The organism is Methylobacterium sp. WL116, from assembly GCF_008039455.1.
Lineage (GTDB): Bacteria > Pseudomonadota > Alphaproteobacteria > Rhizobiales > Beijerinckiaceae > Methylobacterium.
This window is the reverse complement of record NZ_VRUV01000001.1, coordinates 1-21,841: the sequence shown is the minus strand read 5'-3', so window position 1 is coordinate 21,841 and position 21,841 is coordinate 1. Positions and strand designations below refer to the sequence as shown.

The window sequence follows — 21,841 nt, the reverse complement described above, 5'->3', positions numbered from 1 at the left end:
ACGGTTTCACCGCGTTCCGCCTCGACCTGCCGTTCGGCTTCGGGGCGTCGGGACCCGGATCGGACGAACGCTACGCCCTATCTTAACGCCGGCCTGATGGGCTTCCTGCACGAGACGCCCTACGCCAGGAGTTACTCGCGCAAGGACTACGAAAGCCCGGTCGGCGTTTTCGATACGGCCCGGAGCCGCGTGCTACGCTACCTGCACAACAACGGATTCGCGACGATCTTCGACCGTGAGGGATTCTGAGAGCGAAATGACCAGGCACCAGCAGCTTTCGCAGGCCTTCGCTGCCTCCAGCCCCAGCTCCAGGCGGGGACAAGGCATAGACGACGGCAGGCGCGGGACGCCGCGCCTTTCGAGCGACCGCGACTACGTGGTCGGCTATGAGCTCGGAAGCCGGCTTACCCCATCGCCCGCCCCTGGGATGCCGGCGCGCGCTCCCGAACCGACGGGAAGGCGTTGACCGGATCGCCGCTGGTTCAGCTCTACTGCAAGAAGCTGGCACCCTCGAACCTGGACGGCTTCCTGCATGCCGAGCCGGACCATGTCGGTTGGAAGGTCAACCTCGCCAAGGCTTCGCACGATGACCTCTCGCGCGCAGCCGAGGCCGGCGCCGCCATGACCAGGAGGCTGTCGAGCCTCGGCATAATTTCAGTGTTCCTGTTGCATCCCAGCACGGACGCGGCGCGCATGATGGCCTTGCTCGACGCCCTGCGCCCGGACATCTTCATGGCGAGCGCGGAACGCGACGTCGGCACGCTGATGGCGGTCAAGGCGTCCGGACTGGTCGGAGGGGTCATGGTCCCCGTCGGCATACCGGTCGCGCGGAATTCGCTCACGACATACGACCCCGTCGAGGAAGCGAGGCGCTACGCAGCCGTAGCCGATTGGTTCACGACAGACACCATCACCGAGGCGGACACACCCGACAGGTTCGGGTGCTCGGGCCGAACGAGCGACTGGCCCGCTCTTCGAGCCGTCGTCGATGCCGTTTCGAAGCCGGTCGTGGCAGCAGGGGGATTCACCCCTGGCAACGTTGCCGACCTTTGGCGGACATGTCGGCCCGCCGGCTTCGACGCGCACACCTCCGTGTGCACGGATGGCCTGCCCGACAGGGCCAAATCATGCGCTTTCGCCACCGCCGTCCGCGCGCTGTCGTGAGCCTCTCAATTCCGATGTCCGATTTCGTCCAGGTGCAAGGCGGGCGCTGCGCAAACTCACGACGCACCGTCACTGCCGGCATTGGAAAGGCGATGAAGAATGCGTTCTAGCGTCACGGGCTGCCAGTCCCAGCAATCGACGCCGACGTCGGTGCTGGCCGCCGTCCCAGGCAGGCTGCCGTGCGAGTGGCCGTAGAGATGGATGTCGCCTCGATGGAGGTGGGGCCAGGTCCGGTGGGCGTAATGGCTGAGCCAGATCCCCTGCGTCCCGCCTTCGGGAAGCGGGACCTGGACCCTGGCGACGTCGACGACGTCAGCGTCCCATGGGAGCCGGGCCCCGAGCTTCTCGTGGTTGCCACGGACCAGGAACTTGCGGCCCTTGAGGCGGGCGAAGATCCGCGCGGCGTGCGCCTCGTTGCACCGATACGCGAAGTCGCCGAGGTGCCAGACCGTGTCCTCGGCCCCGACGACGGCGTTCCAGGAGGCGACGAGGGTCTCGTCGTGCTCCTCGATTGAGGCGAACGGGCGTGGCGCATGCATTCGCGGGGAAAGGATGCCGGCGTGCCCGAAATGGCTGTCCGCGGTGAAGTGGATCCGGGGCATCTTGCACCTTTCGCGAGAGCGGAGGCGGGCGCGGGGCGCGATCCTCCTGGTCAGGTCCGGGAATCGGGCGTGCGCGACCGCACCGTCACGAAGGGACCCGACGGCGGAGGCGGACGGTGTGGCCGTGGTCGAAACAGGGTCCCCGGGGGAACCAAGCCTCGGGTTGGATCTTCCAACGGCCGCCATCCGTACGAGCGAAGGCCGGCCAGGGCGCCTAAGCGACGGCCGCCTCGGTCCTGCACCGGGCGACCGGCACCGTCGACGGCATCGGGCGTCCAGAGCGCCGCCAGAGATCGAGGAACTCGCCGAAGTGCCGACGCTCGGCGCGTCCGGCTTCGAGGCAGGCCGCGAGGCTGTCCATCGACGCGTTGTGGCCAGCGGCGTCCGTCTTGCCGGTCAGCAGCGCCCAGCGGACGTAAAGGGCGAAAAGATTGACGACGTCGATTTCACAGTACGCGCGGACGGCGCCCAACTCGCCGCGCTGGACCATCGCGGCCACCTCCGAGCCGTGTCCGCCGAGCTTGCCGGGCAGGCCCATGGCGACCGCGACGTCCTGCATGCCGAGCTTCGTCGCGGCGCCATGGTCCGAGATCTGCTCCATCAGGTCGCAGTGCCAGTCGGCGGCGTACCGGTAGACGTAGCCGTTCCAGCGGTCGCCCGCGGTGAACCAAGCGTCGGCGGCGATGCCGTACATCATCGCGCGCAGGCGCAGGACCGGCAGATCGAAACTGCGCCCGTTCCAGCTCACGACCCTCGGACGCAGGGACGCGAAGTACGCCCAGAAGGCCTGGAGAAGGCGGCGTTCGTCCCAGCCTGCCTCGCCGCCGCTGCGGCAGCAGCGGACCTCGTAGCGTTCCCCGCCGGCCGAACCCGGCAGGATCGACGCCTCGACGAAGGATACCGCGACGACCTTGTGCCAGATCGCCTTCGGGACGAACTTCTCGGGCGGCCAGTCCGCGGGGATGAGATCGGGATCCGGGATCGTCTCGACGTCGAGGCAGAGCATGGTCTCATGGCGCATCGAATCACCGTGCTTCAGCGTGAGGGAACGTGGTCAAGGGGGCGGCCCCGGCGTCAGACCTCGACGACGAGGGTTGGATCGAAGGCTTTGCCGCGATCGTCGCGTGGCCGCGGATTGGCGACGACGCGGGTCTTCCCGAGGCGGAAGTCGACGGCGGCGGGGACACAGCCATGGACCCAGAGGGCCGGTGCGCCCCAGGCGTCCATGACGTCCTCCAGGTCGGTGGCGTAGGAAGCCGCCAGCCAGGGATCGCCGTACCACCCCTCCCAATCGGGAGGCAGCGAGAACGGGGACGGGGCGTGGTGCGTCATGACTACCACGCGGTCGCCGGGTCCGACCCCGCTCACCAGGGCCGTGGGCGACGTGCCGAAGCCGAGGCGCTGGCACACGGCGTTGCCGAGCGCATCCTCGATGAAGGCGCGGGATCGGGCATGAGCGCCGGCCGCGTCGTGCGGTCCCCAGGGCCGGCCGTCCTCGGCCAGGAGGCCGCAGGCGCCGGTCCAGCCATGGCGCGCGTATCCGCGCGCCGCCTGGGCATGGACCGCGCCGTTCAACGACCAATCCGTCCACAAGGTGGCCCCGATCACGTGGACCGCGGCACCCCGTCCGTCGGGCAACCGGATCGCCTCGTCCGCGAGGACCACGATGCCGAGGCCGCTTCCCTTTTCCCGGGCGCGCCGCAGGGTCTCCGAAGGGGGAAGCTCGCTCCGATAGTCGCGGGTCCCCGGGACCAGGATTACGGGGCGGCCCCTCAGCCGGTCGTGGAGCGCCGCGGCGAGCCATTCGAGCGATGCGGCGAGGTCGTCGGCGACGTTGCCGGCGACCAGCATCGCGTCGAAGCGCGGGAGCGGGTCCGGAAGGACGAAGCCGTCGTCGTCCCGGCCGACCGCGAGGTCCGAGAGGATCCATAGCCGCATGCCCCCGGCCGCACCGACCGAGGCAGGGAAGCGGGCGTTCGCGACCGACGTGGGGTCGGGGCGACGTCGACTCTTCCAGGCCGGCGGCCCTTCCCGGAAGACCCGGGGCAGGACATGGTCATCGCTCTCGCGTCGCTGCGGCATGCGTCCCCTCGAAACGGTTTCGGTTACGGACATCGGGCTCGGCCTTCGGCCAAGGGAGCGGGCTCAGTGATGGAGGCGGGCGCGGTCCCTGACCCGCAGGACGCCGTCCAGCATCCGGCGCAGGCGGCGCACGGAGCCGCCCCGCCACGACCGGCGAAGGGCCATGGTCTCGACGGCATCCAGCGGCGGGAACCACCGGGGATCCAGGCCGCGCTCGGCGGCGACCTGGTCGAGGAGCGCCGGCAGGAGGGCTTCGAGGTGACTGGCCCGCGGCATCGCGAAATCGACCACGCGCAGCCGGTCGAGAAGGGGCGCGGGCAGCGTCCAGTCCACGTTGGCGGTGGCGACGACCGACACCCACGATAGGTCGAGTTCGGCCTGGACGCACGGATCCGGGAACCGGACGGCCGTCTCGGGTTCGAGGAAGGAAATTATTCCGTCCCAAAGGCGTCCGTAGTCGCTGCGCGTCGGCGCCTTGTCGACCTCGTCGACGAGCACGAACGGGTTCGCCTGGAGGAACCGGTTCACCGCCATGAACGGCCGGCACGGCTCCGACGAGTACCACCGCCGCTCCGTTCCTCCGAAGCTCGCCCCACCGTCGTTCGAGCCGTCGACCCGTAGGATGCCGATCCCGAGCGTCTCGCCCAGCCTCCTGGCGAACCGCGACTTCCCGCTCCCGGGCGGACCGAGGATCAGCAGGGGGGCGAGGCGGACGTAGGTCCGGCCGACGAGGTCGCGCAGGATGAAATCGATGGCATCGCCGGCCTGGGGGAATTCGGCCAGGAGCGCCTTCCTCACGACGGCGAGGTTGGGGGTCCGGACCAGCGGCAGCGGGCGTCCGATGGCCTTCTCGTAGCCCTTGGTGACGTCCTTGCCCTTTCCGCTGCCGGTGGTGCCGAGGGCGCGGCAGACCAGGACGTGGCCGTCGGGCACGCCGACGTCCTCGTCGGGCTCCGCTTCCTTGCCCTTGAGGGCATCGAGCCGGCTCGACCTGACGGTCGCCTCGCGATCCAGGCGCTTGCGCTCGGCGGCGCGCGCGCGACGCTCGACGGGCTGGAGCGCGTCCTCGCCGAACCGCAGCGCGACGCCCCCGATGCGCTCGTTCCCGTGATGGCGGGGCGCCTCGCCGACGGCGATGGCGGAAAGGCCGAGCGCCAGCGCGTTGACCTGGACGCGAACCTCTACCATGGCCGCGTCCACCGCCTCGTGCCAGGCCCGACGGAGCGCATCCGCCGCTTCCCCGTCCGAGGCGGCGGGCAGGCGACCGGCATCGGCCTGCACGAAGTCGTCGTCGTCGTCGTCGAACGCGGCGGCGAGATCCATGACGCGCAGGATCGCGGCGGTCTCGTCGACGCGCTCCAGGTCGCGCCATGCCGCCGCCGCGAGACGGGTGGCGACGGTCCGGTTCGTCGGGGGCGTGGACAGGATCAGGACCGCATCGGCGATCTCGCGCGCGGCCATGCAGTCGTTCCCGGCCGAGAAACGGTCGAGGAGCGCGACGACCTCGGCGCTCACGTCCGGCTGGCGGCCCCCGGGGGCCGGCGCGAGGGACCGGCGACGCGTCCGACGGAGGAAGCGGCCGAGGATCGCCCGGGGACCCCGGGGTGCACCGGCTTCCTCGTCGTCCGGGGCCGGATGGTCCGGCCAATTCTGGATCGGACCCTGCTCGGCCCAATGGGCCAAGGCTCCGCCGAGGCCGGCATCGAGCGCGCCGGCGTCCAGCGCCAGCGCGACCGGGACGCGGCCGAAGATCCCGTCCTCGTCCAACCCGGCCCGCAGGAGGCGCGGCAGGTGACGCAGGACGATGCGGCGGGCGAGTTTCGGCGGAACGGTGGGTGCGCTCAAGGGCAGGTGCCTCCAATCGTCTCTCGGATGTTCGCGGTCGCGTCGGGCGTGCCCGGCCGCTCGGCCTTCAGGGATCGGCGCGGCTCCCCAGCCGCACCCAGCCTTCCTCGGTCAGTGCCCATGCCAGCCGCGGATCGAGCGCCCACATCCTGCCGGTGATGACGGCCCGACCGTCGACCGCGCCGAGGACGGCCGGCGAAGGCAGGGACGCCGCCTCCCACCCCTCCAGCCGGGGCGCCCATGCCAGCTCCCTCGCGATCGGCGAGGCGCCGGCCGCCACGCGTTCGAGGCGCGAGACCAGGATGCGCAGGGCGGCGATTCGCTCGGGGAGGTCGTCGGGCAGGTAGGCCGTCATCGCTTCGCCCCCGGCTTATCGGCCATGCTCCGGAGGGCGGGCCGCCTCAGGACCCGACCTCGATCACGAGATCGTCGCGAAAGCCCGGATTCTCGGAGGGGTAGCCGTGCGGGTTGCACACGATCCGGGTCGTGCCGACCGTGTGATCGCGGTTGGCATGGACGTGCCCGTGGACCCAGAGCGCCGGACGCCGCGCCTCGATCAGCTCGCGGAGGTCGGAGACGAAGGCCGGGTTCAACGGATCACCTTCGAAGGCCGGGTGGACGGACGCGGGAGCGGGACCGTGATGCGTGACCACGACGTGCGGCGAACCGTTCGCATCTCCATCGAGCGCGCCGTCGAGGAAACGCCGCGACGCCCGGTGAATCGAGAGCGCCTCCTCCGGACGGAAGCGACGCCACTCGGGATGCAACGTCGCGGTGATGCGGCGATGGTCGTTGAGGCCTCGGCGCGCCGCCTCCATCGCGACCGCGCGGCGGCCGACGCCGTCGAGGGCATAGTCGGTCCACAGGGTGGAACCGCAAAAGTGCACGCCATTGAGCTCGATGACCCCGTCTTCGAGGAAGTGGACGCCGGCGGCCGCGGCGGCCTCGCGTCCACGGGCGAGCTCGATGTCGTGGACCCGATTGTAGAACTCGTGGTTGCCCGCGGTCATCACGACCGGCATGTGCGGCCCGATGGTGCGCGCGGCCCACCCGATCGCCTCGGGAAGGCCTTGGCACACGTCCCCGGCGATCACGGCCACGTCCGCATCGGGGATGTCGGGAGGGCTCCAGGGCTTCCGCCCGATGTCGAGGTGCAGATCAGACAGGATCCAGATGCGCATGGTTCGATCCTCGTGCGGAAGTTCCCGTATCGGCGGCCGCGCGGTCGCGACGGGCGGATGGCTCAGGCGTGGGCTTCGCGATGGCGACCCGGGTCGTAGGGGTTCGGCCCGGGAACGCGGGGCGACCACGCCGTCCACTGCTCCGCGAGCACGGGGAGATGGGTGTCGTCCGGGCGGAGACGCGCGAGCTTCCGCAGCGCGCCGGCCAGGATCGCCGGGGCGGTTCGGTCACCCGCCAGGGCCCGCATCAGCAGGGCGCTGGCGACCGCGTCCGCACCGGCACCTGCCGGGCCACCCACGCGCAGGGCGGTGATGGAGACCCGCGCCATCGCTGCGGGGTCCCCACGCATCACGGCGTCCCAGTGCCGGCGCCCGAAGGGCGGTTCGATGCCGCCGAGGACCAGGCGCAGGGACCGCGCCGTGGCGGGGCCGAGGGCGCGGGGTGCGACGACCCGCCAGAGGCGCAACAGGGGCGTTGCAGCCGTGTGTCGCGCCGGGTCCCGGTCGGCGCGGGGTGGGTCGGTTCTCGACGGTGGACATGCACGGTCACGCCCAAGCCTTTCACGGCTCATGCTCGGTATCTCCGGAGGTGATGGGAAGGTTTGCGGCGTGGTGCCGGGCTACTGCAGGCCCGCGGGTCGCATCGCGACGGCGGGGGAGTCCAATTTGTACAGTCTAGAAAGGGTGCGCGCCCAGGTCCTGCCGTCGGTGGCGTAGACGTCGGACGTCAGCGCCGCCCGGCCCGACGGGATGGTCGGGTGATCGACGACATGACCGGCGATCACCCGGGTGCGGCCGACCTGGAACGACCATCCGCGCATGACCGGCGCGTCGTCGAGATCTTCCGGAGACGGACCTCCTTCCTCCAAGGTCTCCAGATCGTCGGCCAGATCCCGCAGCCGTTCGGAGAGCCGCCTTTGATCGGCGGAGACGAGGGTGCGTTCGCCGAGGCCGAGCGCCTCGACGAACGCGTCCTGGTCGAGCCGCGCCGCGTGTGGGTTCGAGGCGGCGACCTCGACCGCGGCGAGGAGCAGGACGCCTTGACGCACGGTCTTGGGCTGCGGGCACCCGTCCGCGAGCGCGTCGGCCTCGGACCGCGAGGGCGCAGCCAGCGTGACGGGCAGGAACGAGCAGCGCACGGACGGGTCGTGGGCCTTGCAGCCGAGGAGCGAACGCATCGACCGTTCGAAGCGCTTCGCATCCGGACCGCCGCCGGAACGGCCGCATCCGAGCAGCCAGAAGGGCTGCCGGAGCCCTTCGTAGTTGAGCCGGTCGATTGCGGAGGCGGCAAGCCGCTCTTCGAGCGCGCCCGGTCCGACGACGAGGATCGAGAGGTCCGCCAGCGCCGACAGGTCCGAATCGTTGACGAGGTGGAGCGGCAGGTCGAGGACGACGTCGCAGGCCTGCGGATCGCCATCGCCCAGCATGTCCCCGAGGTCGTCGGCCGAGAAACCGTGCGCCGAAGCGGTCCTCTCGACGAAGGTCAGGCCCTCTGGCATCGTCCGGGGGAGCCGCGCGACGCCGTCGTTCGGACCGGCGATCCGCAGGACAATGGCGGGTCGCCCGGAAATGGCGAGGGCGAAACCCGTGGTCAGGGCAGCGTGTGTCGCGGCCGCGCGACCGTCCAGTCCGTGAAAGGTGAAGAGCAATGGAGCGATCCCATTCCGCGAGGATGGAACGGAGCCTCGACGGCGCGGCGGACTTGGATCCGGCGACGACGGCAGGGCGGTTCCGATCAAGGAAATGGAATTATGCCACAGGTATAAAATTTTATCATCAGCATAGCAAGCCGCCGATGGAGCTTTCGGATCTCTTGGTTAACGAACTGGCGGCCGGCGCGGTGTTTCCGGGCGGGGCCTGCCAGGCGGCGCGAGAGATGCTCGGGCTGACGCAGCAAGACCTGGCGACATCGGCGCAGGTCAGTCGCAAGACCATCAACGACTTCGAGAACATGAAGACGGAACCGGGCGGTCGTATCCTTCGGGCGTTGCGCGAGACCTTGGAGGCGCAGGGAGCGCGCTTCTGCGTGCTCGGCGGGGCCGTCGGTGTCTACGTCGGCAGGCCATGCGCGGTGGACGGCACCTGATATCAACCCGGCCGGGTCGCGGGTCATCCATCCGGCCGCTCGAAGCTAGTGGTGGAAATCTGACGCTTGGTACCCATTCCTGACCGTCAGAGAAGGATGGGAAGCAGCTTGGCTGCTTTCAGTCGCAAGACGTTCATAAGCGGACCTAGGATGACCCGCAGTCTCCGGATGGACGGTCCAACCCATCGAATGGTCGAAGTTCGTTAAAGTCGGATGCCGACATCATCAGAGGCGATGCGACCGGCACGAAAGTGCTCTGCCTCGGGAGACAGCGTGATTCACGATTGCAAAGCCCCGGTCACGCGACATCTCGTGCTGGTCCGGCATGGCCAGAGCGTAGCCAACCGATCCGGCCTGTTCACGGGATTGCTGGACTCGCCCTTGACCGAGCAGGGCCGGAGGGAAGCCGAGGCAGCCGGCCGGCGTTTGGCAGAGTGCAACTGGCGCTTTTCCGCTGCCTTCACCTCGACGCTGACGCGGGCCGTCGTGAGCGGCCGGCTTATCCTCGATGCGCTCGGGCAACCCGGATCGGTCCCCCAAAGCTTCGCCGCGCTCGACGAGCGAGACTACGGCGACCTCAGCGGGCTCGACAAGATTGCCGCCGATGCGCGCTGGGGGGCGGAGCGGATCGAGACCTGGCGCCGCTCCTACGCCGAGGCGCCGCCGAACGGTGAGAGCCTGCGCGATACCGTCGCCCGCATCGTGCCATGCTACCTCCGAACCATCCTGCCGGCGGTCATGTGCGGGGACGTGCTCGTCGTCGCCCACGGCAATTGCCTGCGGGCGCTTGTCATGGCGCTTGAAGTCCTGAGCCCCGCGGAGGTCGAGCACCTCGAACTCGCGACGGGCTCCGTCAGGATCTATGAGCTTGCTGCGGACACGACGATCACGGCCAGCTGGATCGACGGGTGAATCCGCCTGTCGCCCCCCCACAATGCGTCTCCGCAAACTCTGAGGGGGTCCTCATCTCATCTATTTCAGTGATGAAAAGCATCTAATCATTCCGCTGGAGTGAATGAACGGGACCTGGGATCCTCCGGCATCACATCGGAGCCATCCATGTCCGCGCCAAGACTTTTCTCCCACTCTCGTTCGACGCGTGCCTTGGCCGGCACGAGAGCCATCCTTCCGGGACTGGGCCTCTGCGTGGCGGTCACCGCCGCAGCGATCGGCTTCGAAGCCGCCCAGACGCATCTGTTCGGTCGTGCCTGGCTCGAAGCCCTGGTGCTGGCGATCCTGCTCGGCAGCGCGATCCGCACGATTTGGACCCCGTCGCAGCGTTTCTTTCCCGGCATCGCCTTCGGGGCCAAGACCGTGCTGGAGATCGCGGTCGTACTACTCGGCGCGTCGCTCAGCCTCGCGACGATCCTCGCCGCCGGACCGGGCCTGCTCTTCGGCATCGCGGGCGTCGTCGTGGCCGCGATCCTGTCGAGCTACGGCATCGGCCGAGCGCTCGGGCTGCATCCGCGCATGGCGATCCTCGTCGCATGCGGAAACTCGATCTGCGGCAACTCGGCGATCGCCGCCACGGCACCGGTGATCGGCGCCGACGGCGAGGACGTCGCCGCCTCCATCGCCTTCACCGCGGTGCTGGGCGTGCTGGTGGTGCTCGGCCTGCCGCTGCTGGTGCCGCTGCTCGGTCTGTCGCCGATGCAGTACGGCGTGCTTGCCGGCCTCACCGTCTACGCCGTGCCACAGGTCCTCGCCGCCACTGCGCCGGTCGCGGCGCTCAGCGTCCAGGTCGGAACCCTGGTGAAGCTCGTCCGGGTGCTGATGCTAGGCCCGGTCGTCCTGGTGCTTTCGCTCGGCGCAAGCCGGCTGCGCGAGGAGACCGACGAGGCCGCCCCCGGCGTCACCGCCGGCGACCGCCCGGCCCGCGGCGGCCTCGCGATCCACCGCCTGGTGCCGTGGTTCATCCTCGCCTTCCTTGCGCTCGCGGGCCTTCGCTCGGCCGGGCTGGTCCCGCAGGTTGCGCTCGCGCCGATGTCGGAGACCGCCAACGTGCTGACCGTGGTCTCGATGGCGGCGCTCGGCCTCGGGGTCGACGTGCGCAGCGTCGCCAAGGCCGGCGCGCGGGTGACCCTCGCGGTGGTCGCCTCGCTCCTTGCGCTGGGCGCCGTCAGCCTCGGCCTGATCCACGTGCTCGGCCTCGTCTGATCCGCGCTATGGCATCGATCCGAATTCTTGATGAAAGAACTGCCGTGACACGTTCGTCCCAATCTTCGTCCGAGGCGGTTGCGCAGGCGACGGGATGGTTGATGGGGCCGGGTCGCGAAGCGGCGGACGCGGCAGCCCTTCTCGACGGGTTCAGCGCGTGCCTCTCGGGGCTCGGCCTGCCACTGGCCCGCGCCACCACCCACGCGCCGACCCTGCATCCGTCGTTCCGGTGGGTGATGCGCGTCTGGCATCCAGGAGCGTCGAGCCTAGCCCTGCGTCGCCGCCACGGCATCGAGGGCACGCCGACCTTTCACGGCAACACCGTCGAGCACGTGGTCGAGACCCGTACCCCGTTCCGATACCGTCTCGACGGGGATGGGCCGCTGCCGTTTCCCGTGCTCGGCGAGCTTCGCGACGAGGGTCTGACCGACTACCTCATCGTGCCGCTGCGCGCCGCGCGTGGACGCATGGGCGCCGCCTCCTGGGCCACGGCGAGACCGGGCGGCTTCACGCTGATCGAGATCGACACGTTGCTGGCGCTGGTCGAGCCGTTCTCGCTGCTGTTCGAGATCAAAGCGCTCGACGACATGCTCGGCGCGGTGCTGAGCGCCTATGTCGGGCGCGACCCGGCACGGCAAATCCTGGCCGGCACAGTGCGGCGCGGCGATGTACGTCTGATGCGGGCCGCGATGATGCTGACTGACTTGCGCGGGTTCGGTGAACTGTCCGACCGGCAGAGCCCCGACCGTGTCGTGGCCGCCCTCAACCGGATGTTCGATGCCATCGTGCCAGCCATCGAGGCGGAAGGCGGCGAGGTGCTGAAGTATATCGGCGACGGGCTACTGGCCGTGTTCGATGCCGATCGCGACGAGGCCGCGGCGCGCCGTGCCGCCTTGCGTGCCGCCGAGGCCGCACTCGCTGCGCTTGCGACCCTGCGCGACGGTGACACAGCTGCCTTCGAGGTCGGCGTCGCACTTCATGTCGGCGAGGTCGCCTACGGCAATATCGGCGGCGGCGACCGGGTCGACTTCACGGCGATCGGCCGCGATCTCAACGTGCTCGCTCGCGTCGAGCGCCTGTGCAAGACCTACGACACGCCGCTGATCGCCACCGACACTTTCATCGACGGATTGGCGCATGCCCTCGAACCTCTCGGCACCGTCGCCCTGCGCGGTTTTTCAGAGCGTCACGCCCTGTTCGGGCTTCGCAGGACCGCGCCCGTCGGCGCGCCGGCGGCGTGACGCCAAGACGGCGTCCTTGATCGTCCCATCGGAGATTGAAACTTCTCAAATCATCGCGTTTGGAGATCATTCGTATCGCGAAAGACCGTTGGTGGGAATAAACCGCATCCCGTAGCATCTCCCTGGTCGCGAGGGATCGCGACGGGTCCGATGCCTTCGAACGCATCGACACCGACATTCTTAGGGGAGAGACCATGCACGGACTGGACAGACCGATGAACCGCCGCCTCGTCCTGGGTGGCCTAGGGCTCGGCAGCCTCGGCGCCGCCATACCGGCCTGGGCGGCGGGCTCGGTGAAGCTTCCGCTGCCTGGCGGCCCAGACGAGCGGACGCTGACCACGGCCTTTCCGGGCAAGGGCGAGATGATCCTTCAACGCACCCATCCGCCGCTGCTGGAGACGCCGTTCTCGGTATTCGACGAGGGCGTGTTCACCCCCAACGACCGCTTCTACGTGCGCTGGCACTGGGCCTCGATCCCGACCGAGGTCGATGCCGGCACCTTCCGGCTCAAGGTCCACGGTCATGTCGAGAAGGAACTCTCGCTCTCGCTCGACGCCATCGCCGGCCTGCCCCGCTTCGAGATCGCCGCGGTGAACCAGTGCTCGGGCAATTCACGCGGGCTGTTCGAGCCGCGTGTGCCCGGCGCGCAATGGGCCAACGGCTCGATGGGCAACGCCCGCTGGACCGGCGTGCGCCTCAAGGACGTGCTCGAAAAGGCCGGGGTGAAGGCCGGTGCCTTGCAGGTGCGCTTCAGCGGCCTCGACGAGCCCGTGGTCGACGACGCGCCGGACTTCAAGAAGTCGCTCGATCTCGACCACGCCAACAATGGCGAGGTGATGATCGCCTACGCGATGAACGGCGAGCAACTGCCGCTGCTCAACGGTTTCCCGCTCCGGCTCGTGGTGCCGGGCTGGTACTCGACCTACTGGGTCAAGATGCTGTCCGACATCGAGGTGTTGGACAAGCCCGACGACCAATATTGGATGAAGACCGCTTACCGCATTCCTGACGTGCCGGGCGCTAACATCAAGCCCGGTCAGACCGGCTTCAAGACGGTGCCGATCAACAGGATGGTGCCGCGCTCGTTCGTAACCAACCTGCAGGACGGCGCCAAGGTGGCGGCCGGAACGCCGGTGGCGTTGCGCGGCATCGCCTTCGGCGGCGATTGCGGGGTGAAGGCGGTCGAGTTCTCCGGCGACGGCGGGGCGACGTGGTTCCCGGCGCAGCTCGGCGCGGACGAGGGCCCCTACAGCTTCCGCCGCTTCGAGGGCAGCCTACCGGCGCTGGCCTCCGGCACCCACACGGTCCGGGTCCGCTGCACCAACACCAACGGCGTCGCGCAGCCCATGGACCGGGTCTGGAACGGCGCCGGCTTCATGCAGAACGGCATCGAGGCCGTGTCATTCCAGGCCGCTTGAGGAGAACAGCCATGAACCCGATCCGCCCTGCGGCCCTCATCGCCGCCCTCATACTGTCTCCCCCGGTGGCGCTCGCCGCTTCGGCTCCCGAGCCGATGCGCTTCAGCTCGCAATCGATCGAATTCCCGACTTCCGACCGGATCTTCCCGGACGGGCCGGGGGCCGAGGCGGTCAACAACAACTGCCTCGCCTGCCACTCGGCCGGGATGGTGCTGACCCAGCCCAAGCTCACGAAGGCGCAGTGGACCGAGACCGTGAACAAGATGGTTCACGTCTACAAGGCGCCCGTCGATCCGGCCGACGTGCAGACCATCGTCGATTACCTCACGGCGTTGAAGCCGACGCCCTGAACCCCCGAATCCCGAGGCCGCCGCGCTATTTCGCCGGCCTCGGGGAATAGACCGAGCCTTCCGGCATCTCCTCAGGGCGATGCACGGCCGGCCCGGCCTTGCACCACGGATTTCCGATTTCGAACCAGCCCTCGCGGCCGGCCTTTGGCCGCCGAACGAGTGCGCATGCCCGAGAGACCCGCTTCATGAACCATATCCGCACCAGCCTCCGCACCCTCCTCGCCGGAGCCGCCTTGCTCCTCGCCCAGGGCCAGCCCGGGTTCGCCGCCGGCTTCGACGGCGCGATCAAGAACAACGCCCTGGCGCTGAACGCCGCCGGGACTGTCGCCGCTGTGTCGAACAGCGAGGAGAGCGCCGTCGTCGTCTACGACGTCGCCAAGGGCACCGTGCTGCGCCGCCTCGACGGCTTCGTCACGCCGCGCAACATCGTGTTCGCACCGGACGGCGCCCGCTTCTACATCTCCGACAGCGGCACCGGCCGGATCACGGTCTACGAGACCGCCACCGGCAAGGAGGCCGGCGTTCTCGCCGCGGGCCCCGGCGCGTTCGGCACGGTGCTCTCGGCCGACGGGACCAAGCTCTACGTCAACAACGAGGCCGCGAGCACGCTGACCGTGTTCGACACCAAGACCATGCTCGCCGAGGCCGTGATCCCCGGCTTCGCGCAGCCGCGCCAGGGCGTGAAGCTGTCGCCGGACGGCAAGACCGTGTTCGTGACGAACTTCCTCGGCGACAAGATCACGTTGGTCGATACCGCCACCAACAAGATCACCGGCGAGATCGCCGGGTTCGACAAGCTGCGCGCCATCTCGATCACCAAGGACGGTAAGACGCTGTTTGCCGCCAACAGCGGCCGTAACACCATCGGCGTGGTCGATGTCGCCGCCCGTAAGGTCACCTCCGAGGTGGCAGTGGGCAAGGACCCCTACGGCGCCGCGCTGACCCCGGACGGGCGCTTCGTCTATTCGGGCAACCTGAAGGACAACTCGCTCTCGGTGATCGACACCGGCACCCTCAAGGTCGTCGCCACGGTGACCGGCCTGAACGAGCCGCGCCAGGCGATCGCGTTCTCGGCCGACAACGCCCACGCCTACGTCCTCAACCGCGACCTCAGCGTCGCCGTGGTGGACCGGGCGAAGAACGTAGTCGTCTCGACGATGAAGCCGTGAAGCGACGCGCGTCGGGGGCCTTATCGCCCCCGGCGCGTTCTCGTCGTCGACACGTCACGAACGCAGGACAAAAACCCCATGCTCGGCCTGTTCCAGCGCAAGGACCGCCTCATCGTCCACGGCGAGGCGCCCTACAATGCCGAGCCGCCGCTCGATCGCCTGCGGGCGGCCTTCCTCACCGACCAGGCCGACTTCTACGTCCGCAGCCACGGCGACATCCCGGACCTCGACGCCGACGGCTACCGCCTGACTGTCGACGGGATGGTCGCGACGCCCCTCGAATTGTCCGTCGCCGATCTGAAGGCACGCTTCGCGCACGTCACCGTCACGGCGGTGATGCAATGCGCCGGCAACCGCCGGGCCGACATGCTGGCTGTGGCCCCGGTCTCCGGCGACCCGTGGGCGCCCGGCGCCATCGGCAACGCGGAATGGACCGGGGTGCGGCTCGCCGACGTCCTGCACGCCGCCGGGATCGATGCGGGCGGTACGCGCCACGTCGCCTTCGAGAGCCACGACCGGATCGCGGACACGGACACGCGCTTCGGCGCCTCGATCCTACTCGCCAAGGCACTGGCCCCCGAGACGCTGCTCGCCTTCTCGATGAACGGCGAGCCTCTCGCCCCCGAGCACGGCCATCCCCTACGTGTGGTCGTTCCAGGATTTGCCGGCATCCGCAGCCCGAAATGGCTCGCCCGCATCACGGTGCAGGACCAGCCCTCCGACAATCCGATGCAGGCCGACGACTACAAGCTATTCCCGCCCGACGTGACGGCCGAGACCGCCGACCCGGCCCACGGCATCACCATCGAGGCGATGCCGCTCAACAGCGCGATCTGCGAGCCCGCCCGCGGCGCAGCGTTGAAGGCCGGCCGGCACGCGATCCGCGGCTACGCCATCGCCAGCGACCGCGCGGTCGCCCGCGTCGACGTCTCGACGGATGGCGGTCGCAGCTGGGCACAGGCCCGGATCGACCGCGATGCCGACGCGCCCTACGCCTGGACGTTCTGGGAGATCGACCGCGAGCTGACCGCGGGCGAACACGAACTCGCGGTGCGGGCCTGGGACTCCGCCGGCCAGACCCAGCCGGCGGCGCCCGACGACACCTGGAACTACAAGGGCTACCTCAGCGCCGCCTGGCACCGGGTACGGGTCACGGTGGCCTAACAGTCACGCCCAGAGCAGGGCGGTGGCCGCAAGGCCCGAGATCGCGATCAGCAAGGCCGCGATCCCGACGGTGAGGATGCGCGGCATCATCGGGATCTCGGCATCGGCGAGACGCGCCCGAATCGCCCGGTCCCGCCATGCGGCGCCGGCGAACGAGGCAAGCGCGCAGGCGATCAACGTGAGCGACAGCACCTTTAGCGGCCAGACCGCCAGCACCTCCCGCAGGAAGCGCTGCGCGGCCAGGCCGACGCCGAGGAAGGCGAGCCCGGTGCGAAGCCACGCCACGAAGGTGCGCTCGGCTGCCAGAACCGTCCGGTCCTCGGCGAGCCTCACCCGGGGATCGTCGGGGTGCACGGGTTTCGCAGGATCGCTCATCCGGCATCCGCCGTCGCGATCAGGTCGAGCAACGCGTCGGCGGCCCGGCTGCGGTAGCGCTCCTTGTGGCGCAGCACCCGGAACGGCCGGCTCGGCAGGGCGAACGCCGCCCGAACCAGGGTTCCGGCCCGAAGCGCTGCGGCGACCACGGTCTCGGACAGGACGGCGGCCCCGCCCCCGGCCTCGACGGCGGCGCGCACCGCCTCGTTAGAGGGCAGTTCGAGCGTGACCCGAAGCTGGGCGGCTGCGAGGCCGGCCGCACCCAGGGCCGCCTCGAAGGCCGAGCGGGTTCCCGATCCCGCCTCGCGCAGCACCCAGTCGGCCCCGGCGAGATTTTCGGGTTCGAGGTCGGTCGCCCCGGCGAAGGCATGGCCAGGGGCGACCACGAGGACCAGTTGGTCCTGCGCGATGGTGGTGCTCGCAAGCGTCGGGTCGTCGAGCGCCCCCTCGACGAAGCCGAGTTCGGCCTGCCCGGCGCGCACCGCGTCGGCGGCGTCGGTGGTGTTGCCCACCGCCAACCGGATAGCGATCTCAGGGTAGGCCCGGCGGAAGGCGACGAGGTGGCGAGGCAGCCAGTCGCTGGCGATGGTCTGGCTGGCGTAGAGCGCCAGCGTCCCGCGCCGCAGGCCGCTGAGGTCGGCGAGCACCAGTTCGGCCGCGTCGGCGCGGGCAAGCACGGCGCGGGCCTCGACGAGGAACACGCGCCCCGCCTCGGTCAACTCGATCCCGCGGCCGACCCGGTGAAACAGCTTCGTCGCGTGCCGCCCCTCGATGTTGGCGATCGCCGTGCTGACCGCCGACTGGACGAGGTTCAGCGCCTCGGCAGCCCGCGTCACGTGCTGCCGCTCGGCCACCGCCACGAAGATGCGGAGCTGGTCGAGGGTCACGGCTGCCGACGATCAGGCGCGAGGCCACGCACCTGCGCATCGACCGCCTGCGCGACAGTGAGCAGCCGGGCCTCATCAGTTCGACCGGTGACGACGTAGGACATGCCGCCATCGACCCAGGAGAAGGCGGCGACATCGCCCTCGCGAGCGAAGCGGAAGAGCGTTCGCCCATCGCCGTCTCCGACACGGCTGTAGAGCGACAGGCGGGTTCCGCGGTCGTCGTCGTACATTAGCATCGCTGCGGATTCGGCGCCGGCCGGCAGCAGCCGCCCGCCCATCAGGCGAAACCCTTGGGCCGCGAGATCGGGGGCCGCGACCGCGTGACCGAGGCGCTTCGAGAGCCACGTCACGAGGTGGAGCTTCTCGTCGGCGCGCACCTCCACCGGATGCACCACCTCGACCACGAAGGTGCGAAAGGCCGCGACCGCGTCCTGCGTCGCCGGTGCCTCCGCCACCATCGCCGTCGCGGGTCCGCCGCGCAGGGCATGGCCAACCCAGCCGCCGGCACCGCCGAGCGCAAGGCAGAGCACGGCTGCAGCTGCCATGGGGAACCAGCCCCCGCCGACGAACCGACGTCGCGGGCGAATGTTGGCCACCCGGAGCCGCGCCGGGATCGCCTCCTCGGCGATCGGCGCGAGGCGGGCACGCAGGCGCTCGCGCAGGGCGCGATCCGCCGAGACCTCGGCCGCACGCGCGGGTTTTCCTTTGAGCCATGCCTCGACCAGCGCCTGCCGCTCCGGTTCGAGGCGGCCGTCGATCAGGCCGTGCAGGTCGTCCTCGCCGACCGGGCGTGGATCCCCGCTCATTTCACCCTCCTCAAGAGGCCGGTCCGGCCAGTTTCCAGAAAACTTCGCATCCGTGTCCGCGCCCGGCTTAAGCGCGACATCACCGTGCCGAGCGGTACCCCGAGCACCTGGGCCGCCTCGGCATAAGACAGATCCTCCACCGCGACGAGCAGCAGCACCGAGCGCTGTTCCTCGGGCAGGGTGTCGAGCCCGGCGAGTACGTCGTGGCCTCCCAACGCGGCTTCCGGGTCGATACCCGGATCGGGCACCTGCTCCAGTGCTTCCGCGCCGACATCGACGCCGCGCCGGCCCCGGCGCCGGACGGCGCCGAGGAACAGATTGCGCTCGATCGTGAACAGCCACGCCCGCAAGTCGCCGTCGCGGCGACGCCCGGACCAGGCGGACAATGCCCGCTCCAGCGTGTCCTGAACGAGGTCGTCGGCCGCCTCGCGGTCCCGCAACAGCGCGACGGCGTAGCGCCGCAACGCCGGGATCTGCGGTTCGATGAGGGCGGCGATCTCGTCCAACGACGTTTCCCGGTCAGAGGGGGCCGATCAAGGCATTCACCGATCAAGGCTTGGCGATGTGCCACGCGCCGTTGAGGAAGCCGTCGCCGGTGATGTCGCCGGGCTTGGTGTCCTTGGCAAAGGTGTAGAGCGGCTTGCCCTTGTAGGCCCACTGCATCGTGCCGTCGTCCCGCGTCACCATCGTCCAGTCGCCGCTGGCGGCCGAGCCGGAGGCGGCCATCAGGGCCGGCCAGTTGGTGGCGCAGGGGCCGTTGCACATCGACTTGCCGCCCATGTCCTTCTCGAAGGTGTAGAGGGTCATGCTCTTGGCATCGACGAGCGCCGGCCCCTTGGCGGTCTCGGCCGTCATGGCAGGCGCGGCGGCCTGGGCGGCTAAGGCGGAGAAGGCGACAGCCGCGAAGGCGGCGCGGATCAGCAGAGTGCGCATGGGTGAGGTCTCCCGCGGTCGAGCATGACCGCATCGGGAGGGATGCCGAAGAGGCGCCTCTATTCCACGCGTCTTCTCGACGACAGATCACGAAGGCGTGAACGGGCTCTCAGCCACATCCGCGGAATAAAGCCGCGCCCCAGGCATCCTTCCCATCGACACCGGATCAAAAGGAAGCCGCATGCGCGGAGCACTGGGATTTGCCGTGACGGCGGCGCTGATGGCGAGCGGCCTCGTCGGCGGCCGGATGATGATGCGCCCGACCTTGGCCGCCACCGAGCCAGCGGCAGCTCCGTCCGCGTCCTTCGACGCGATGATGGCGCAGTCGATGGCGCAGATGCATGCCGACATGATGGTCCCGCCCTCGGGCGACCCCGACCGCGACTTCGCCGCGATGATGATCCCGCACCACGAAGGCGCGATCGCGATGGCGAAGGCAGAGCTGCTCCACGGCAAGGATCCGGTCCTGCGCCGCCTCGCGCAGGGGATCGTCGTCGAGCAGGGCCAGGAGATCGATGTGATGCGCCGCGCGCTCGCCGATCGCCCCGCGATGCCGGGTCGGTCCGCCGGCGCCCCTCCCGTTCACCACCATGGCGCGGCACCTGCCGCCGAGATGCCTTCGGAGCACCGCCGATGAAGACCGCCCTGACCGTTCTCGCCCTTGTGCTGCTCTCCGGCTCGGCCTTCGCCGGGCAGGCTCCGGGCCCCGCCTCGGCGCCCGACGTGCCCATCAGCAGCAAAGACCGGTTCTACACCTCCGATCAGTTCTCCAATACGGTCTCTGTGGTCGATCCCGCCGCCAACACCCTGCTCGGGGTGATCCGGCTCGGCGACCCGACGCCGATAAACCTGAGCCCGCTCTATCGCGGGCAGCTTCTGGTTCACGGCATGGGCTTCTCGCCGGACCACAGGACCCTGCTCGCGGTCTCGATCGGTTCGAACTCCGTGAGCTTCATCGACACGGCGACCAACGCGGTCCGCCACACCGCCTATGTCGGCCGCTCGCCGCACGAAGCCTTCTTCACGCCGGACGGCCGAGAGGTCTGGGTGAGCGTGCGCGGCGAGGACTATATCGCCGTGCTCGATGCCGCGACCGCCATGGAGACCCGCCGGATCACCGTACCGAACGGGCCGGGCATGACGATCTTCTCGCCGGACGGCACCTACGGTTACGTCTGCTCCAGCTTCAGCCCCGAGACCGTCGTCATCGACATCAAGACCCACGCCATCGTCGGCCGCGTGAAGCAGGAGAGCCCGTTCTGCCCCGACATCGCCGCCACGCCGGACGGCAAGCAGGTGTGGTTCACCCTCAAGGATGTCGGCCGGACCCAGGTGTTTTCGGCGCGTCCGCCATTCGCGCCGCTGAAGACGATCGAGACCGGGCCGATTACCAACCACGTCAACATCGTCTCGACCAAGGCCGGCCAGTTCGCCTATGTGACGATTGGCGGCCTGAACCAGGTCAAGGTGTTCCGCACCGACGATTTCTCCCAGCTCGCAACGATCCCGACCGGCGCCCTGCCGCACGGGCTCTGGCCCTCGGGCGACGGCAGCCGGGTCTATGTCGGCCTGGAGAACGCCGACAAGGCCGCGGTGATCGACACCGCGTCGAACACGGTGATCGCCGAGGTGCCGATCGGCCAGGGTCCGCAGGGCGTCGCCTACGTCCCGAACGCCGTGCCGGAGGGGGACGGAAAGCAGAACCTCCAAGCGCTGGGCGCAGCCGACAAGACCAGCGCGCTGACGCTCGCGGGTACCGATGGCAAGCCGGCGACGCAGGTAACCCTGTTCGACCAGGGCGTGTTGCAGACGCTGCAGGCCGCGGTAACGGGACTGCCCTCGAAGATGCCGTTCGTGCTGGCGCTGGCCGCCGACTCGAAGGGCGCGACCGGCCTGGAGCCGCTCGCCGCCTTCATGACCAACCCGGCCGGCGCGGCCATCGTCAACGCGATCGGCCCGATCCGCCAGATCACCCGCACGGATGCCGGCGCGAGCCGGCGCTACCTCGTGGTGGTCTCGGGAAAGCCCGGTGAACTCGGCGGCGTCGTCCAGATGCAGACTGTGGATTGAACGGGCGGCCTCACGAGCGCGGGAAGCGGGAATCCGAGAGCATGCGTTCGCAGCGCGCGTCCGGCTGCAACGTCTGCTTTCAAGGCCGCCATTGGCTCGCTTCTATGACCGAGTAGGTGAAGGTTTTCGGATGCTGGCCGGCGCAGGTCATGCGGCTGGGCTGAGGGCCGGCGTCCGCAAACCGCCCAAGCACGAACCCGCGATGGTGTGAGCGCACCGCCTATGGGGATTCGAAGATCTGCGGACTGAGCGCGGGGTCAGGCGGTGGCACGGAGCTGCCCCTGGCGGGCGGGGTGCTGGCCAAGCTGTTC

General features: G+C 69.5%; 25 protein-coding genes. 12 read left to right on the top strand and 13 right to left on the bottom strand.

Translation table 11 applies throughout. The features are described 5' to 3' along the window. Nucleotides 1-96 precede the first annotated feature (96 nt). Nucleotides 97-249 (top strand): hypothetical protein, encoded by a 153-nt coding sequence (locus FV223_RS29930; RefSeq protein ID WP_160329318.1) that lies wholly within the window; start codon nucleotides 97-99, stop codon nucleotides 247-249. A gap of 213 nt (nucleotides 250-462) precedes the next feature. Next, complete coding sequence (locus FV223_RS00120; protein WP_058191661.1) at nucleotides 463-1,164, top strand: hypothetical protein; 702 nt, start codon at nucleotides 463-465, stop codon at nucleotides 1,162-1,164. Between the two features lie 56 nt (nucleotides 1,165-1,220). On the opposite strand, the gene FV223_RS00115 is transcribed toward FV223_RS00120, so the two are convergent. The 8 genes from FV223_RS00115 to FV223_RS00080 form a co-directional block, all read right to left on the bottom strand. Further along, nucleotides 1,221-1,766, bottom strand: coding sequence for a metallophosphoesterase (locus FV223_RS00115; protein WP_058191660.1), 546 nt, complete (start codon nucleotides 1,764-1,766; stop codon nucleotides 1,221-1,223). A gap of 214 nt (nucleotides 1,767-1,980) precedes the next feature. Next, entirely contained in the window at nucleotides 1,981-2,787 is an 807-nt protein-coding gene (locus tag FV223_RS00110) for a 3'-5' exonuclease (protein WP_058191659.1), read from the bottom strand. A 53-nt stretch (nucleotides 2,788-2,840) separates the two neighbouring features. Beyond that, nucleotides 2,841-3,704 carry a metallophosphoesterase gene (locus FV223_RS00105; protein ID WP_244498701.1) on the bottom strand — a complete coding sequence of 288 codons (864 nt, stop codon included), beginning with the start codon at nucleotides 3,702-3,704 and terminating at the stop codon, nucleotides 2,841-2,843. A 207-nt stretch (nucleotides 3,705-3,911) separates the two neighbouring features. Beyond that, nucleotides 3,912-5,693 (bottom strand): AAA family ATPase, encoded by a 1,782-nt coding sequence (locus FV223_RS31385; protein WP_243987285.1) that lies wholly within the window; start codon nucleotides 5,691-5,693, stop codon nucleotides 3,912-3,914. A 67-nt stretch (nucleotides 5,694-5,760) separates the two neighbouring features. After that, the gene (locus FV223_RS00095) at nucleotides 5,761-6,048 is read right to left on the bottom strand and encodes a hypothetical protein (RefSeq protein WP_058191657.1); all 288 of its coding nucleotides are present in this window, start codon (nucleotides 6,046-6,048) and stop codon (nucleotides 5,761-5,763) included. Between the two features lie 46 nt (nucleotides 6,049-6,094). Further along, complete coding sequence (locus tag FV223_RS00090; RefSeq protein WP_058191656.1) at nucleotides 6,095-6,874, bottom strand: metallophosphoesterase; 780 nt, start codon at nucleotides 6,872-6,874, stop codon at nucleotides 6,095-6,097. A 62-nt stretch (nucleotides 6,875-6,936) separates the two neighbouring features. After that, nucleotides 6,937-7,341, bottom strand: a complete 405-nt coding sequence (locus FV223_RS00085; RefSeq protein ID WP_147724553.1) for a hypothetical protein — start codon at nucleotides 7,339-7,341, stop codon at nucleotides 6,937-6,939. Nucleotides 7,342-7,494: 153 nt separating this feature from the next. Beyond that, entirely contained in the window at nucleotides 7,495-8,373 is an 879-nt protein-coding gene (locus tag FV223_RS00080) for a DUF6634 family protein (RefSeq protein WP_147724551.1), read from the bottom strand. A gap of 173 nt (nucleotides 8,374-8,546) precedes the next feature. On the opposite strand from FV223_RS00080, the gene FV223_RS00075 reads away from it, so the two are divergent. The 8 genes from FV223_RS00075 to FV223_RS00040 all read left to right on the top strand — a co-directional run bounded on the left by FV223_RS00075 (nucleotide 8,547) and on the right by FV223_RS00040 (nucleotide 16,459). Beyond that, entirely contained in the window at nucleotides 8,547-8,960 is a 414-nt protein-coding gene (locus tag FV223_RS00075) for a helix-turn-helix transcriptional regulator (protein WP_187275989.1), read from the top strand. Between the two features lie 273 nt (nucleotides 8,961-9,233). After that, nucleotides 9,234-9,872: a 2,3-bisphosphoglycerate-dependent phosphoglycerate mutase gene (locus tag FV223_RS00070; protein WP_147724549.1), complete on the top strand. Its 639-nt coding sequence runs from the start codon at nucleotides 9,234-9,236 to the stop codon at nucleotides 9,870-9,872. A gap of 147 nt (nucleotides 9,873-10,019) precedes the next feature. Continuing rightward, nucleotides 10,020-11,117 (top strand): putative sulfate exporter family transporter, encoded by a 1,098-nt coding sequence (locus FV223_RS00065; protein ID WP_058191651.1) that lies wholly within the window; start codon nucleotides 10,020-10,022, stop codon nucleotides 11,115-11,117. Nucleotides 11,118-11,218: 101 nt separating this feature from the next. Continuing rightward, nucleotides 11,219-12,358: an adenylate/guanylate cyclase domain-containing protein gene (locus tag FV223_RS00060; RefSeq protein ID WP_058191650.1), complete on the top strand. Its 1,140-nt coding sequence runs from the start codon at nucleotides 11,219-11,221 to the stop codon at nucleotides 12,356-12,358. A gap of 194 nt (nucleotides 12,359-12,552) precedes the next feature. Further along, nucleotides 12,553-13,776: a molybdopterin-dependent oxidoreductase gene (locus FV223_RS00055; protein WP_058191649.1), complete on the top strand. Its 1,224-nt coding sequence runs from the start codon at nucleotides 12,553-12,555 to the stop codon at nucleotides 13,774-13,776. Nucleotides 13,777-13,787: 11 nt separating this feature from the next. After that, nucleotides 13,788-14,126: a cytochrome c gene (locus tag FV223_RS00050; protein WP_058191648.1), complete on the top strand. Its 339-nt coding sequence runs from the start codon at nucleotides 13,788-13,790 to the stop codon at nucleotides 14,124-14,126. 185 nt (nucleotides 14,127-14,311) lie between these two features. Continuing rightward, nucleotides 14,312-15,295 (top strand): beta-propeller fold lactonase family protein, encoded by a 984-nt coding sequence (locus tag FV223_RS00045; protein ID WP_058191647.1) that lies wholly within the window; start codon nucleotides 14,312-14,314, stop codon nucleotides 15,293-15,295. Between the two features lie 78 nt (nucleotides 15,296-15,373). After that, nucleotides 15,374-16,459, top strand: a complete 1,086-nt coding sequence (locus FV223_RS00040; RefSeq protein ID WP_147724547.1) for a molybdopterin-dependent oxidoreductase — start codon at nucleotides 15,374-15,376, stop codon at nucleotides 16,457-16,459. Between the two features lie 3 nt (nucleotides 16,460-16,462). Here FV223_RS00040 and FV223_RS00035 read toward each other — a convergent pair whose 3' ends face one another. Genes FV223_RS00035 through FV223_RS00015 form a run of 5 tightly spaced genes read right to left on the bottom strand, consistent with a single transcriptional unit; the run spans nucleotide 16,463 to nucleotide 19,460 of the window. Beyond that, complete coding sequence (locus FV223_RS00035; protein ID WP_056250466.1) at nucleotides 16,463-16,834, bottom strand: DUF202 domain-containing protein; 372 nt, start codon at nucleotides 16,832-16,834, stop codon at nucleotides 16,463-16,465. Beyond that, nucleotides 16,831-17,721: a LysR family transcriptional regulator gene (locus FV223_RS00030; RefSeq protein WP_058191645.1), complete on the bottom strand. Its 891-nt coding sequence runs from the start codon at nucleotides 17,719-17,721 to the stop codon at nucleotides 16,831-16,833. The genes FV223_RS00035 and FV223_RS00030 overlap by 4 nt, the downstream gene beginning before the upstream one ends. Further along, nucleotides 17,718-18,527: an anti-sigma factor gene (locus tag FV223_RS00025; RefSeq protein ID WP_058191644.1), complete on the bottom strand. Its 810-nt coding sequence runs from the start codon at nucleotides 18,525-18,527 to the stop codon at nucleotides 17,718-17,720. The genes FV223_RS00030 and FV223_RS00025 overlap by 4 nt, the downstream gene beginning before the upstream one ends. After that, the gene (locus FV223_RS00020; protein ID WP_056250474.1) at nucleotides 18,524-19,033 is read right to left on the bottom strand and encodes a sigma-70 family RNA polymerase sigma factor; all 510 of its coding nucleotides are present in this window, start codon (nucleotides 19,031-19,033) and stop codon (nucleotides 18,524-18,526) included. The genes FV223_RS00025 and FV223_RS00020 overlap by 4 nt, the downstream gene beginning before the upstream one ends. Nucleotides 19,034-19,076: 43 nt before the next feature. Further along, nucleotides 19,077-19,460 carry a hypothetical protein gene (locus FV223_RS00015; RefSeq protein WP_147724545.1) on the bottom strand — a complete coding sequence of 128 codons (384 nt, stop codon included), beginning with the start codon at nucleotides 19,458-19,460 and terminating at the stop codon, nucleotides 19,077-19,079. 181 nt (nucleotides 19,461-19,641) lie between these two features. On the opposite strand from FV223_RS00015, the gene FV223_RS00010 reads away from it, so the two are divergent. Then, nucleotides 19,642-20,097 (top strand): DUF305 domain-containing protein, encoded by a 456-nt coding sequence (locus FV223_RS00010; protein ID WP_056250477.1) that lies wholly within the window; start codon nucleotides 19,642-19,644, stop codon nucleotides 20,095-20,097. Next, entirely contained in the window at nucleotides 20,094-21,530 is a 1,437-nt protein-coding gene (locus FV223_RS00005; RefSeq protein WP_058191643.1) for a YncE family protein, read from the top strand. The genes FV223_RS00010 and FV223_RS00005 overlap by 4 nt, the downstream gene beginning before the upstream one ends. Nucleotides 21,531-21,841: the final 311 nt, after the last annotated feature.

What these genes read in the sequence shown, in the direction of transcription:
- FV223_RS29930 (WP_160329318.1), top strand. Translation starts at nt 97, where the DNA reads ATGGGCTTCCTGCACGAGACGCCCTACGCCAGGAGTTACTCGCGCAAG.
- FV223_RS00115 (WP_058191660.1), bottom strand. Translation starts at nt 1,766, where the DNA reads ATGCCCCGGATCCACTTCACCGCGGACAGCCATTTCGGGCACGCCGGC.
- FV223_RS00110 (WP_058191659.1), bottom strand. Translation starts at nt 2,787, where the DNA reads ATGCGCCATGAGACCATGCTCTGCCTCGACGTCGAGACGATCCCGGAT.
- FV223_RS00105 (WP_244498701.1), bottom strand. Translation starts at nt 3,704, where the DNA reads ATGCGGCTATGGATCCTCTCGGACCTCGCGGTCGGCCGGGACGACGAC.
- FV223_RS00095 (WP_058191657.1), bottom strand. Translation starts at nt 6,048, where the DNA reads ATGACGGCCTACCTGCCCGACGACCTCCCCGAGCGAATCGCCGCCCTG.
- FV223_RS00090 (WP_058191656.1), bottom strand. Translation starts at nt 6,874, where the DNA reads ATGCGCATCTGGATCCTGTCTGATCTGCACCTCGACATCGGGCGGAAG.
- FV223_RS00080 (WP_147724551.1), bottom strand. Translation starts at nt 8,373, where the DNA reads ATGCCAGAGGGCCTGACCTTCGTCGAGAGGACCGCTTCGGCGCACGGT.
- FV223_RS00075 (WP_187275989.1), top strand. Translation starts at nt 8,547, where the DNA reads ATGGAACGGAGCCTCGACGGCGCGGCGGACTTGGATCCGGCGACGACG.
- FV223_RS00065 (WP_058191651.1), top strand. Translation starts at nt 10,020, where the DNA reads ATGTCCGCGCCAAGACTTTTCTCCCACTCTCGTTCGACGCGTGCCTTG.
- FV223_RS00060 (WP_058191650.1), top strand. Translation starts at nt 11,219, where the DNA reads ATGGGGCCGGGTCGCGAAGCGGCGGACGCGGCAGCCCTTCTCGACGGG.
- FV223_RS00055 (WP_058191649.1), top strand. Translation starts at nt 12,553, where the DNA reads ATGCACGGACTGGACAGACCGATGAACCGCCGCCTCGTCCTGGGTGGC.
- FV223_RS00050 (WP_058191648.1), top strand. Translation starts at nt 13,788, where the DNA reads ATGAACCCGATCCGCCCTGCGGCCCTCATCGCCGCCCTCATACTGTCT.
- FV223_RS00045 (WP_058191647.1), top strand. Translation starts at nt 14,312, where the DNA reads ATGAACCATATCCGCACCAGCCTCCGCACCCTCCTCGCCGGAGCCGCC.
- FV223_RS00040 (WP_147724547.1), top strand. Translation starts at nt 15,374, where the DNA reads ATGCTCGGCCTGTTCCAGCGCAAGGACCGCCTCATCGTCCACGGCGAG.
- FV223_RS00035 (WP_056250466.1), bottom strand. Translation starts at nt 16,834, where the DNA reads ATGAGCGATCCTGCGAAACCCGTGCACCCCGACGATCCCCGGGTGAGG.
- FV223_RS00025 (WP_058191644.1), bottom strand. Translation starts at nt 18,527, where the DNA reads ATGAGCGGGGATCCACGCCCGGTCGGCGAGGACGACCTGCACGGCCTG.
- FV223_RS00015 (WP_147724545.1), bottom strand. Translation starts at nt 19,460, where the DNA reads ATGCGCACTCTGCTGATCCGCGCCGCCTTCGCGGCTGTCGCCTTCTCC.
- FV223_RS00010 (WP_056250477.1), top strand. Translation starts at nt 19,642, where the DNA reads ATGCGCGGAGCACTGGGATTTGCCGTGACGGCGGCGCTGATGGCGAGC.
- FV223_RS00005 (WP_058191643.1), top strand. Translation starts at nt 20,094, where the DNA reads ATGAAGACCGCCCTGACCGTTCTCGCCCTTGTGCTGCTCTCCGGCTCG.